Origin of the sequence: Peribacillus asahii (assembly GCF_004006295.1) — a bacterium.
Classification (GTDB): Bacteria; Bacillota; Bacilli; order Bacillales; family DSM-1321; genus Peribacillus; species Peribacillus asahii_A.
The window spans coordinates 1,897,143-1,910,736 of record NZ_CP026095.1; the positions used below are offsets into that span (position 1 = coordinate 1,897,143).

General features: G+C 35.5%; 9 protein-coding genes and 1 other RNA gene. 7 read left to right on the forward strand and 3 right to left on the reverse strand.

Annotated features, from left to right (window positions below; all coding sequences use genetic code 11):
• Window positions 1-122 precede the first annotated feature (122 nt).
• The gene (locus BAOM_RS09210; RefSeq protein WP_127760020.1) at window positions 123-4,466 is read left to right on the forward strand and encodes a lamin tail domain-containing metallophosphoesterase family protein; all 4,344 of its coding nucleotides are present in this window, start codon (window positions 123-125) and stop codon (window positions 4,464-4,466) included.
• A 165-nt stretch (window positions 4,467-4,631) separates the two neighbouring features.
• On the opposite strand, the gene BAOM_RS09215 is transcribed toward BAOM_RS09210, so the two are convergent.
• On the reverse strand, window positions 4,632-5,978 hold the full coding sequence (locus tag BAOM_RS09215; RefSeq protein WP_127760021.1) for an MFS transporter: 1,347 nt from the start codon (window positions 5,976-5,978) through the stop codon (window positions 4,632-4,634).
• A 400-nt stretch (window positions 5,979-6,378) separates the two neighbouring features.
• Between BAOM_RS09215 and BAOM_RS09220 the strand changes: the two genes are divergently transcribed.
• Window positions 6,379-6,966 carry a branched-chain amino acid aminotransferase gene (locus tag BAOM_RS09220; RefSeq protein WP_127760022.1) on the forward strand — a complete coding sequence of 196 codons (588 nt, stop codon included), beginning with the start codon at window positions 6,379-6,381 and terminating at the stop codon, window positions 6,964-6,966.
• A 270-nt stretch (window positions 6,967-7,236) separates the two neighbouring features.
• Here BAOM_RS09220 and BAOM_RS09225 read toward each other — a convergent pair whose 3' ends face one another.
• Window positions 7,237-7,719, reverse strand: coding sequence for a hypothetical protein (locus tag BAOM_RS09225; protein WP_127760023.1), 483 nt, complete (start codon window positions 7,717-7,719; stop codon window positions 7,237-7,239).
• A gap of 558 nt (window positions 7,720-8,277) precedes the next feature.
• On the opposite strand from BAOM_RS09225, the gene BAOM_RS09230 reads away from it, so the two are divergent.
• The 3 genes from BAOM_RS09230 (at window position 8,278) to BAOM_RS09245 (ending at window position 11,895) form a co-directional block, all read left to right on the forward strand.
• Complete coding sequence (locus BAOM_RS09230) at window positions 8,278-9,000, forward strand: SH3 domain-containing protein (RefSeq protein WP_127760024.1); 723 nt, start codon at window positions 8,278-8,280, stop codon at window positions 8,998-9,000.
• A 159-nt stretch (window positions 9,001-9,159) separates the two neighbouring features.
• Window positions 9,160-9,921: an SDR family oxidoreductase gene (locus BAOM_RS09235; RefSeq protein WP_127762512.1), complete on the forward strand. Its 762-nt coding sequence runs from the start codon at window positions 9,160-9,162 to the stop codon at window positions 9,919-9,921.
• Between the two features lie 672 nt (window positions 9,922-10,593).
• On the forward strand, window positions 10,594-11,895 hold the full coding sequence (locus BAOM_RS09245; protein WP_164853173.1) for a globin-coupled sensor protein: 1,302 nt from the start codon (window positions 10,594-10,596) through the stop codon (window positions 11,893-11,895).
• A 147-nt stretch (window positions 11,896-12,042) separates the two neighbouring features.
• Here BAOM_RS09245 and tatA read toward each other — a convergent pair whose 3' ends face one another.
• Complete coding sequence (gene tatA / locus BAOM_RS09250) at window positions 12,043-12,267, reverse strand: twin-arginine translocase TatA/TatE family subunit (RefSeq protein WP_127760026.1); 225 nt, start codon at window positions 12,265-12,267, stop codon at window positions 12,043-12,045.
• 170 nt (window positions 12,268-12,437) lie between these two features.
• On the opposite strand from tatA, the gene ssrS reads away from it, so the two are divergent.
• Both ssrS and BAOM_RS09260 read left to right on the forward strand, forming a co-directional pair.
• Window positions 12,438-12,626, forward strand: a non-coding RNA gene (gene ssrS, locus BAOM_RS09255) — 6S RNA.
• Between the two features lie 148 nt (window positions 12,627-12,774).
• Entirely contained in the window at window positions 12,775-13,410 is a 636-nt protein-coding gene (locus tag BAOM_RS09260; RefSeq protein ID WP_127760027.1) for a GGDEF domain-containing protein, read from the forward strand.
• Window positions 13,411-13,594 lie beyond the last annotated feature (184 nt).

The following is a 13,594-nucleotide window of genomic DNA, read 5'->3' on the forward strand; positions in this document are numbered from 1 at the left end:
CTGTTATAGGCATTATTTTTCTACTTATCACGGCTTTTTTAGTAAACATGTCACAAAGTATTTGTTTTTTATGAAGACGTTTATTTACGATATAAAATACATTCTACGATTAGGTGGTTTCTATGAATAAGAAGTTTTCCCACTTCGCCTTTGCAGCTTATATCATGCTTTTATTATTATTTACGTCTATTCCTGTAGAAGCGAAGAAGCTAAGTGGAAGCCAGAGAAATCCAACTCTTTTTATTACAGAACTAGCAGTGGATACAACTAACCGTACAACACAAGATGAATATGAGTTTATTGAGCTTTACAATAATAGCGATAAACCTGTTTCTCTTAGCCATTTTAAGCTAGTTGTCGAAGGTGTTGAATGGACATTTACGGAGAACAAAACGATTCCTTCACAAAAAACGATGGTCATATGGATTAAAAATGAAAAAAATCAATCTTTAACGCTGAACGATTTTAATAAACATTATGAAACGAGTGTATCTAGTAAGCAGCTGGCAACCGTTAAAACAAAGGGTTTATCGAATCAATCGAAACAAACACTTATGCTGACCGATTTGGAAGGGAAGGCTCTATCAATGGCAACGTATCATCCAAAGCATGTAAACAAGAATAATGGCATTCACTTTCAAATTTCAATCAATAAAAAAAAGATGAAAGTGATGCAAGCTGAGAAACTAGCTACACCAGGAGTCTTACTGACAAACCAAGTACCGAAAGAACCTGTATATTTTATTGATAGAGAAGCACCCGTTATTAAGCATCAACCAGTGAAATTAATTGCAGCAAAAGAAGACCTTTCTATTCAAGCAAAAGTGACCGATGAAACCAATCTAAAAAATGTGCAGCTTCAATATAGAACGAATAAAAATGATGTTTGGATTGAAAGCCCAATGAAAAAAACAGGTTCTAGTGTATATACAGCGATCATTCCACAGGAAACATATAGCGGGAAGCATGTATATTACCGCATTTTAGCTCGCGACGGTACAAATACAAAGAAAACAAAGCAATATGCTGTTAAAGTATACGACTCACAAAAAGTACCAGAATTATTAGTGACAGAACTAATGCCGCATTCAACGAATACGGGGAACTTTGATGCCTATCAATTCATTGAAATTTACAACAATACGACAAAAGCGATTAATTTAAAGGATTATCATATTCGGTACCGTTTTTCCCTCGAAGGGTATAATGCTGACCTTATTTGGAAGCCCCAGAAGGAAAATCTTATGCTTCCTTCTGGAGAAACGATGGTTTTTTGGATTATGAATGCTGGTAATCAAGATTTAACGATTGCAGATTTTAATCATCATTACGGTGTGAACTTAACTGAAAATGTTAACATCGTTCAAATACATTCTGTAGGGATGGCATATAGAGATCTTCGCGGGATTGTTCTTGCAACGAATACAGGCAAAGAAGTTTCAATTGCTTTTTATAATCAAGGGAACAAGAAAGACGTGAAAAAAAACAAAGCCATTCTCTACTCTTTTCCAAAAAAACCTGGGGATCTCTTAATGAAAAAATATAGCAGCAGGAAAAAGCTGGGGACACCGGGGGGAGTATCTAAAAGACAAGTGCCATCTCAAAAGGTAATCCCAGTTGAGGATACACTCAATCCAGTCATTGAAGATCTTTCCAGCCATGAAGCACCGCTTTCTGAAATGAAGGACCTGTCATTAAAATTTGATATAAAAGATAATCATGTTGTAAAAACAGCGAGATTATTTTATAAAAATAACAGTGAAAAAGAGTTTCATGCGGTCGATTTAACAGAAAGCTTTGATGATTCTTTGTTTCATTATACAATTGACTCCACGAATTTAATCGGAAAGCATTCACTTGATTATTATGTAGTAGCTTCGGATGGAGAAAATGAAACAAAAACGGAAACAAAATCAATTGCCATTCAACAAGAAGAGCCCCAACCAGGTGTTCGATTAAATATAAAAAACAATCAAATATTACACGACAAAGTATTAATTAAAGCGTATGATATCGACAACTTCTCACAAACTAGGTTGCTGATTGATGAACAAGATGTAACAGACGCTGCATCGTATACGTTAGTAGAGCCTGCTTATTTTGCTTTTGATGTTAAAAATGTAAATCTTTATTTTAAAAATGCCGTGACGATTGGGAAGGAAACATTGTATACGCTTGACAATATTATCAATAAATATAAAGCAGTAACGATTCCTATTGATACAAAGTTTTTTCAAAGGGGAGAAAAGACGGTCATTTCCATTCGCTCAGGTACAAAAGTGTCTCCATTCGATCGACACTCTGAACAAAATCGGGATGACTTTTATATTAAAAATATTCGTCTTGTTTTAAAAGATGGAACTGTTATTTATGATCCTAAATACGCGGATCCAACAAAGGAACTGTTTATTGGTGACAGCAAACAAGCGAGACCAGTCGTTAATTTTGCGTTCTCTATCCCTAAAAATAAATATAAAGCGAAAATGTACAGCTGGGATACAACAAAAGTGGGGGAAGGCACTCATACAATCGAAGCAATCAATAATGGAAAATCAAAAAAATCAACCGTTATTGTCGATAATAGTGCACCTGTTATTATACCGTCTATTGAAGAAAGAGAAATATATAAAGGTGATATTAGGCTACATGCTAAAACGAAAGATGCACTGTCTGGTGTTGAAACAATGACAGCGAAGCTCGATGGAAAGGATATTACATTGCCTTATCAAATATCATCAGCCGCACTTACACCAGGGCAGCATTCCTTTCAAGTTATAGCAGCGGATCGAGCAGGTAATAAAGCTTCTAAGACTGTACATTTTCAAGTTGTTGAGGAAAAGCCGGATAAACCTAAAGTTGTAAGTCCATTAGATGGTGCAAATCATATATCATTAGCTCCAAAGCTTGGGGTGAGAGTATCCGACCCCACTAAGGATTCCCTCGATGTTTCTTTTATGAAGGGGTATCAATACAAAGCAAACGAACAGGATAAAGTTGTCGTTTATCAAAATTCTGTGGATCATGAGCCGCCAAAAGAGATGATTCCTGAAGGAGAGAAAAAAGTTACAGCGTTACATGCTCTTACGGATGCTGATTCAAAATATGTGACAACAAAATCAACGAATCAATTTCCGTATCAGCGTTTTGAAATTACCCTTGATCAAAAAGTGAATCAGAACGACGAAGTAGAATTACGTTGGGAAGGTAAGTCATTGATTGGTCGAAAAGTATCCATGTATGTTTGGAACTATGAAAAGTCGAAATGGGAACGCAAAAGTTGGAAAATCGCAGAAAACGAAGAGAACTTTAAGCTTCAGAGTATTGTAAAAGGTTCTCACTATGTAAAGGAACAAAAAGTGCAAGTTATGATTCAAGATGAAATTGCAGCCACTAATCAATTTGATTATTCGTTTATTTGGATGTCGGATACACAATACTATAGCGCTAGCTACCCTCATATTTATAAAAATATGACAGAATGGATTGTTGCTCAAAGAAAGGCGCTAAATATTCAATATGTGTTTCATACAGGAGATCTTGTAGATCGAGCAAGTGAGTCCAAGCAATGGGCTTATGCAGATGAATATATGCGCTATTTAGAACATACAAAAATCCCTTATGGTGTTTTAGCTGGTAATCACGATGTTGGCCATAAAACAGGTGACTATCATCAATTTAGTAAATATTTTGGAGCGAATCGTTTTAAAAACAAAAATTATTATGGTGAATCATATCAAAACAACCGAGGTCATTATGATTTAATTAGTGTAAAGGGCAATGATTTTATTATGCTTTATATGGGGTGGGGAGTAAGTAATAAGGATATAGCTTGGATTAATAAAGTTCTTGCGAAATATCCTGAAAGAAAAGCCATTTTAAGCTTTCATGAATATTTGCTTGTCACAGGAGAGCGCAGCCCGATTGGAGAGAAAATTTATAACGATGTTGTCTTACCGAATAAAAATGTCATTGCCGTATTATCTGGCCATTACCATGATAGTGAAACATTAATTAATGAAATAGACGATAATCAAGATGGTGTCATTGACCGAAAAGTATATCAAATGCTTGCGGACTATCAAGGCGGGCCAGAAGGTGGACAAGGATTTTTGCGCATGATGCAGGTTGATCCTGTAGAGAATAAAATCTATATGAAAACGTATTCTCCATATCTTAATCGATATAACTACTACAATCGGAAAAACTATCCTGGCAAAGATGAATTTGTCATGGAGACAGATTTAACACCGAAAGAAAAAGTGGTCTCCACCGATTTATTTGAAGTGAATATATACACTGATGAAAAAATTGGCGAAGTAAAGGATGTAGCGAATCAACAAATGGCAGAAATGGTATGGACAGGTCTTGAGAAAGACCGAGAATATGGCTGGTATGTAAAGGTGTCTGACAAGTATAACGGCCAGACTCGTTCAAAGGTTTGGACATTCCGGACAAACAATCCATAATGTAAGAGGGGCTGTGTTTTTTATATAAAACGTTCGTTCATCGAAAAGGCCTTACTGTTTATAAAGTGAAACTTCCATCGGTGGGGATTTTTCTTCATCCTCACTGATGGAAGTTGAACTAATCCGGCTTTACGAGCAGTTGTCCCCGCTCAGCCGCCACCATTTCTACACTTTCTCGATTGGTTCGGATCTTTCTAGAGAAACTTCTGACAAAGGACTCTTTTTTTCTCGTATACTAACGATAGCAATAGCTGCAATAACTCCTGGGATAGCGAAAACCATAAAATTTAGGTGTAAAGGCAATTGAGCGCTTAGAAGAACTCCTCCCAGTATCGGACCTACAATACCGCCTATTCGACCAACCCCGGAAGCCCATCCGAGTCCTGTTGAACGGATTTGGATTGGATAATATTGAGAAACGTATGAATATAGAATAATTTGTGTTCCGATTGTGGTAGCCCCTGCAATTGCAACAAGAGTATAGAGAACAAATGTATTTGGGTGAGTTCCGAGTAAAGTTAAAGCGATTCCACCCAGAATAAAGTAGCAAATCACAACTTTTTTCGTATTCCAACGGTCTGCTGCCCATCCGCCAATAGCCGATCCTAATATGGCTCCAGCATTTAACACTAATAAGAACATTAAACTAGAACCTAGGGCATAGCCTGCTTGAGCCATTAACTTCGGCAGCCATGTATTTAATCCATAGACCATTAGTAAACACATGAAAAACGATACCCAAAATAAGAGGGTGCTTAAGGCTCGGCCATCTCCAAATAATTTTGCTACTGTAATACCAGTTTTTTTAGGAATAACACTTTCGTAACGATCATTTTTCTCAGGTGTGTAGGATGGATCGATTTTTGATAACAATCGACCAATCTCCTTATGTTTATTTCTAGCTAAAAGAAATTCTAGAGACTCTGGGAGCAATTTGATAATAATAGGTAAGGTGAGTAAAGGGAGAGCGCCTACGAAAAAGACAGACTCCCAACCAAATTTAGGAATGAGGAAGATTGCTAGCCCTGCTGCTATAATTCCACCTAGAGAATAACCGCACATCATAATAGTAACTAATCGGTTTCTGAGAGGTTTCGGGGCATATTCCGTCATTAACGCTACTGTAATTGGTAGAACACCTCCTAATCCTAAACCTGATATCAAACGATAGATGCCGAATTCAGTAGGGTTTTTGGCCAAACCGATTAAACCAGTAAATAGACTAAATAGTAACACACATACAATAATAACTTTTTTGCGCCCAATCTTATCCGCAAGTGGTGCAAAAATAAAAGCACCGCACATCATACCTATAAGAGCATAGCTCCCTAAAGTGCCTGCTTGAACTGCTGTTAATTGCCACTCTTCCATCAGTACAGATACGACAGATCCATAAATCACCAGATCAAACCCATCACAGACAATGATAAAGGCACACAAGAACAAAACGAGACCATGAAAGCGGTTAAATTTTGACTCATCAACGGTACGACTGATATTAATTGAACGCATATTTCTCCTCCTACTTTTTATTTAGAATGCATAAACAAGCTCTTAAAAATCTATTTAAAATAAAAATGCATTCTTACAGAAATGGGAGATGAGAGATAGCTGTTAGGTGCATTTTTATGAATATGCAGTAGAATTACTTGGACAATAATTTAATGGTTAGTCCTCTTACTTTTCCAAGCAATTTATGTGCCGATTTTACTAGTTATTTATAAGGGAAGATTGAATAAAATTTTCGCAATTTTGATATTTTTCGCATGATTAATACTTAGAATTGCGAATTACTTTTTACGTAAACTATCTGAAGGACTAGAGCAATAACCCCGTGCCTAAACTAGATTGGACACTGAGCGATGAATGATTCATACTAGAAGAGATTGATACCATCAGGAGGAATAAAAATATGCTAAAACCCAAAATTGAACAACATATTAAGACATTCAAGGGTGACCAGGTTGCCTTACATAAAGAAGAGAAAGAATATGTAGAAAAGCATCAATTGCTTGAAGGAGGCATGACAATCGTAGAAAAGGATGCAGAGGCGCGCTTTACCGATGCTTATATTGAGCGTTCCGATAAAGAATTTGAAAATCTTATCGCTGTAGAAACATCCGAATTTTTACACCAACCATTAACTTTTCTAAAAACAAACAAAAAAGAATTTATTTACCTAGAATCGAAGTGGTTCGAACTTATTGGAGTCGATGCCGTTTCATTAGAAGTCGATGATTTATTTGGTACATATGAAGCGTTATTAGGGTTAAAGTTGCAGAAGAAGTATGATAAAGTAATTCGAAGCTATTTACAAGCTGAACTACAAGGAGAAAATGCAAAATTTGCGTTAATATTTAGCGCAGAGGATGGTCTATGGAACTTTAATTTTTCCTTAAATGATGTAAAAGGATTTACAGAAGATATGACCATTGGTGAAGCATATCAGTTCATTTATCAATTTTTATTTAAGTTGATGGAGGAGATAGAAGAGAAGTAATAAGGATTCGTATGAACTTTACTGACGGTGAGTCATTAATATTTGAAGAAACACGGGTAAAAGTGATTGAGACTGCCGATGTGCTGCAGAACTATCAAAATGTGATCTGCCAATAAATATGAAAACCCTTGATATATGACAAGGGTTTTCTTGTTTTATCTGAACATAGCGGGAGATTTCCTTCGTGCAAAAGATTAAATTATCCAAGCTACTAAATGGTCATTTAGTATGCAGCATTAGCAAATTTTGAATTGTATTTTATATGGTTGTTCAATTTAATTCAACATCGTGTTCTTTTGCTAAGTCTTCTATTCCTTTGTTATAGTCCCTCAACATCTTCCTAGCTTCCGCAAGTTTTGCGTTTGCCTCACTCATTTTTTCATGACTCTGATTCTCAAGGGCTGTTAGAATGAGGCTAAATGCACCTTGTTGTATATTAGCAGCTTCAATATATTGCTCATGTAATTTTCTTACTTCTTCTGTTTCTGCTTTAACATCTTCTAATTCCATAATAAAATCTCGATAAGTTGGGATAACGGTAAGGGAGATAACGTCGTACATGGTTTGATCATCCTTGTAATTTTGTCCTGTAACGCTGTCGTAGGCATCGAGTGCTATGTTCTCTAATTCTCCAGCTTGTTTTAGTTCTTTGTTCACATAATTCAATAAATCTTCTTGTACAGGGTCACTTCCACACCCAACCAAACACACACTTATGAGTAAAAAAAAGTATCTAAATGAAATTTTTCTCATTAGGCATCCCCTCTCTGGTTCAGTTTATTGAAGAAAGAGGTTGACACATTACCTTGTTTTTTATTTTAGGTAAATATATTTATCTAAAATAAAAAACCGAGTTAATAACTGGTTGGTAAGTGAGATTTAAATAAATATCCATATTTTAAACAAAAAAATATCTTTCCTGTTAATCATTCAACAGAAAAAGTGGTTCATTAATGAGTGGGAGAAAGATGAAGCAATGACTGTGCAATTGAAGATGAAGGATTAATCCACCTATACTTTTTTGGGGGGATGGACATATATGGGAAGTAAAACGAGAAGCTCGCTAGAATATTTTTGTTCTCTATGAATCGAAATGGGATTTGTATATGCCGGATTAAAGCATGTAGGAGAGCGTTATGAAATTATTAATTTTAAAAGGAATTAATGATGATTACATGAGTCAATGGAGTGTTGACGCTTTTTTATTTTATCAACGGCAAGCGAAGAGTATAGAAGTTTAAATTAAATAACCCTTCTTTATGAAAATATAGTAGAATTGTATTATCTTAACAGTAAAGGAGGACTATAGTTGTGAAAAGGTTATTTAAGATATTGATTATGCTTATTTTAGTATTATCGTTTTTCTCTTTTAATTCATCGAATACGGAAGCCGCTACTACTAAAATAGCGCACGTGAATATTAAGAGTGGTACTCTTACCATTCGAAGCGGTGCAGGAACAAAATATAAGAAAGTTGGATCATTGAAAAAGGATGCAGGAGTGTACGTTTATTCCCAAACTAAAAGTGGTTGGTCAGAAATTCGTTATAAAAACAAGAAAGCCTATGTAGCAACAAAGTATTTGAAGTTTGCTAATTCTTATTTAATGGATAAAAAGAAGATATATACATACATAGACATGAAAACTGGGGAAAAATCCAAACATACATATACAGGTATATATGCTCCTGACTTAAAAAAATGGGATATATGGAAAAGTGAAGATGGCAGTTATATCGTTGATGAAGATAAAAATGGATTATACTCGGGTTGGATGGAATCTGAATATGTTGTTGATATAAAATATCCTGTTAAAGTGGGTCAATCATGGGATAATGGTTTTGGCGAACCTAACTATACTCGTATTACTTCTATTTCTAAAACAGTTAAGACACCTGCAGGAACATTTAAAAACTGTATTGAAGTGACAGATCAGTTTGGGTATAAAAGGTATTATGCGAAAAATGTAGGACATGTTAAATTAGTTTATAAAGGGAAGACACTTAGCCAACTTGTTAGTTTGAAAAAGAGATAAAGATAATTTAGAAGAGTGGGTTCGCTTCAGTGCTGACTCTTTTTTTATTTATGAAGCAGAAGTGGAGAGCGTTGAAAAAAACGTGATTTTGAAATGCGATTTTAAAAAGGTTAAAATATTTATTAGGAATTACATAACGTCCGACGGAAGAGGGGTATGATGAAACTATCAGGGAATACAGTACTTATTACGGGCGGGGCAGCAGGAATCGGGTTTGCGTTTGCCGAGAGATTTATGAAAGCAGGCAATAAAGTCATTGTCTGCGGCAGACGGGAAGCAAAGCTCCAGAAAGCAAAGGAAAAATATCCTGAACTGATTATACGCGTTTGTGATGTTACCAAAGAATCTGATCGGATTGCTTTGTTTGACTGGGTAACGAGCGAGCACCCCGATGTGAACGTGCTTGTAAACAACGCAGGCATTCAGCAACGCTACCATGTTCTTAAAACGAACGCGAAGGAAGATTGGAAATATTACAGTCAAGAAATAGCCTCCAACATCGAGGCGCCATTTCATTTTGCTATGCTATTTGCGCCGTACTTTGCCAATAAAGACTATGCGGCTATCCTTAATGTATCATCTGGTTTAGCTTTCACCCCAATGGCGATTGCGCCGATTTATTCAGCTACGAAAGCGGCGGTTCATTCATTTACGATGAGCTTACGGCATCAGCTTGAAGATACGGCCATTGAGGTGATTGAAGTTGCGCCGCCGGCAGTTAATACCGATTTAGGCGGAGTAGGCCTGCATACCTTTGGCACCCCTGTAGATGAATTTGCCGATGCGATATTTAAAGGCCTTGAAGCAGGAAAAAACGAAATTGGTTACGCACGTGCTGAAAAGGCGATGAAGATGTCCCGAGATGAAATTGATGAGACAGTAAAGGTAATATACACCAATATGAAAAACACAATTCTATAATGACTAAAGGAGCTATCCGTGTGGGTAGCTCCTTATTGTTGAATGAACGAATCATTTTATTGGTCGTAAAACTAAACTTGTTGAGGGCGGAGAAGAAGTAAGACGGAACGCAATTATTAAAGCATATCAAGAAGGCACTAGCATAGCAGACATACGCAAAACTTATAAAGTAGGTACTGGAACAATATACAGATTGCTTGAACATGAAGGAATCGAACCATAATGGGGTAGTCATTCCAGCTATCCTTTTTATTTATGACAAAAGATTTTTCAATTAATATATAATCCCAATAATAGTGCGGTACAATTCAACTATGACAATAGAAGGGGAAGAATTATGAAAAAACTCATTATTACATGCATGACTGTTGTTTTGTGTTTTATTGGATTCTTGATTAGCACAAATGAGGCTTCTGCTGATATGAAGCTTTACTTTCCATCTTAACAAGTGAATACTTTCGTCAATTGTTAAGGTAGAAGTTTAAGTGATTTAAGAAAGTTGATTGCAGTTTATGTAAATTATCATTATATGAAAGATTATTAATGGTCATAAAATACTGGTATAAAAGTAACAAAATGCCGATATCCTTAAAAATTTTTACATAATTTATACATCATCCACAATAAAAGTACTATAATGAGTTTGGAATGGCAAAGAGAATCGGAGGCACTATGAAAAATTTATGGAAAAGAAATAAACCTACTGTCGATAGAGAATATTTTTTAACATATAAAAATGATGTTCGAATTGATTTACATAAATACTCAAAGTTATTAACGCAAATTGAGATGATTCATTTAACACAAGAAGATTTATGCAGGATTCGTTCTATACAAGATACGGTTAATGATCATTTATCGGAGTTAGTGAGTCGTTTCTATGAAAATCTGGCAAAAGAACCTTCGCTAATGGAGATTATCGATAACAATAGTTCAGTTAGTCGATTACGACAATCACTTCAAAAACATATAGGCGAGATGTTTTTAGGTGTTCTTGATGATCAGTTTGTAGAACAGCGCTATACTATTGCTCATGTCCATGTTCGAATCGGCTTAGACCCTAAATGGTATATGAGTGCCTTTCAGGATCTGCTACAGTCTATATTAACGATTATTATGCCGACTTGTCATAGTGTACAGCACTATCATGAAATGGCGTTAAGTATTACGAAAATCATTAATTTAGAGCAGCAAATTGTATTAGAAGCATATGAACTAGAAAATAAGCGTATTCGTCATCAAAATGATAAAGAGAAAAAAGCGCTTCGTGTACAGGTGAATAACAACGCCGCGCAATTGGCTGCTATTAGTGAAGAAACGAGCGCAACGAGTGTTCAAATTGTTAATAAAGTGTCTGAGATTCATCAAATTACGGAAACAGGTTCAGAGATTGCGATTAAAACGGAAGAAAAGTCGAAAGAAGGTCTTCGACGTTTGAAAGCGCTGGAAGAATTAATGAATCAAGCACAGGATAATATGAAGTATATCGCTGCAGAAATGGAGCAATTAACTTCAACGTCTAAGGAAATTGAGCGGATTGTTACGATGGTAACATCGATTGCTGAACAAACGAACTTATTAGCATTAAATGCAGCGATTGAAGCGGCACGAGCTGGAGAAAATGGAAGAGGCTTTGCCGTTGTCGCAGGTGAGGTAAGGAAATTAGCGGAACATACAAAAACCTCTGTATCGGAGGTTTCAAAGCTTGTCGAGGGAATTCGTCGGTATACAAGCACTATGAATACGTCGATTTCTGTTGTAAATGAAGATATTAGGAAGAGTACACAAGAAGGGAAAGAGACGAGCCTCTTTTTTGATCAAATTGTTGAATCAATGAATAATGTTAAAGAACAAAATATCAATATTGCTTCAGAAATGACAGAGTTAAGTAATATTTTTGAAGGAATGAACCAAGCATTTGAACAGGTTGCCCATTCTTCTGATGAATTAACACAAATGACGATGGTGCTATAAGAGAAAAATTACTTGTGTTCTCCTTTTCAATATGCTATATTAATAAAGCGATGAGCTAATTTGTGTAAGTCGAAGAATATGCTTTATGCTAAACGTTGGGATGTGGCCCAACGGTTCTCGCCACAAACGCATCAAAGACACCGGCATTTAGTCGGTGTCTTTCTCTTTATTTGGGAGACTTTCTTTGGCCGTTCGAATTTCTTCTTTTACTTGTTCTTGTATTTCATTAGGGATATCTTTTGTTGCTTCTTTAAATTCTTTTAATGCTAACCCAATAGCTCGTCCGATTTGCGGGAGCTTGCTTGGGCCGAATACGATAAGAGCTAAAGTAAGAATTAATAGTAATCCGGGGAAGCCGATATTAGAAAGCACGGGCGCATTACCTCCTGAATAATTTATATATCTAGTATTATATCCGATTTTTTTAATTTATCGCAGTCAATTCCTTTAATGGAGTTGCCCCAAACAATAATCAGAGATTAAGATATTTGGTTGTTAAATTATTACATTGATTTTATTGAAGCTTTTCGATACAATACTTTTATAAGCTGCGTTGTACGTAATGATAATTAAGTTTTAACCTTTAAGCTGTAATAGGGAGTTTTATATTAAAACAGGAATGTTAAGCCTAGTCACTGACCTGGACAACAGGAATGTTTTTGCAAACACCCACTTTGAGGAGTGGTGGTTTAAAACTTTCTTACTTGAACTACGGCAATTGCGGCTTTTTAATTGTAATTAAGAAACAGTACAGTTCCATGTTGGGGCTGTTTTTTTATATGTAAAGAATCATTTTTCTATTAAAAAGGATTAGGGTAGTCTCATAGAAACAAACTAACAAAAATATTACGGAATTATCTGTACTTAAGAGGTATACATATGTTTGCTGTCGGTTTAATAAGTGGTTTAATAATTGGAATTATTGTGACAAGCTTATATCATAAAGAGAAAGTAAGAGCATGTATGCTACAAAGCTCACTTCAAAAGGAATTACTCTATAATACTTCGCATGATTATATGACGAAGATTTACAATCGTGCGTATTTCGAACAGGAAGTTAGTAAGTACAACCAAGATGTAGACGTACCCGTTGGTATGATTCTCTGTGACTTAGATGAACTGAAATATATAAATGATCAGATGGGGCATGAGGCAGGAGATGAATTAATTAAGAGTGCTGCCCAGTTTTTAAATCAGTATTCTAATGAACATATTATTGTATCCCGAATTGGCGGAGATGAATTTACGATTTTGATGATTAATGTAGAGGAAAGTAACGTTATTCAACTTATGAAACAAATCGATTATGAATTAATGAAATATAATTTAGAAGATAATACACTTACTTTAAAAATTTCCAAAGGCTATGCGTATACGGATTGTTCATTAGGTAATATGAGACAGTTACGCATTACTGCTGATAAAGCAATGTATCAAAATAAACGGTTAAGAAAAAGTAATTTGGCTACATTATTTATACGAGATAGAGAAGAGCGAAAAGTTAGTTCAAGATAATGCGGATATCTTTTACAAATTTGATTAACGTGCTCACAGCCTTTACATAATACTCTATTGTTTTTCCCTCTTTAGGAAGAATATATGCATTGGATGAACAATCCGTTTATTAAACGACAACCGAATCATTTTTGTATCAAAATAACTTTTCGAGTAGTATGTATGAAATGATTTATTTTTGGAC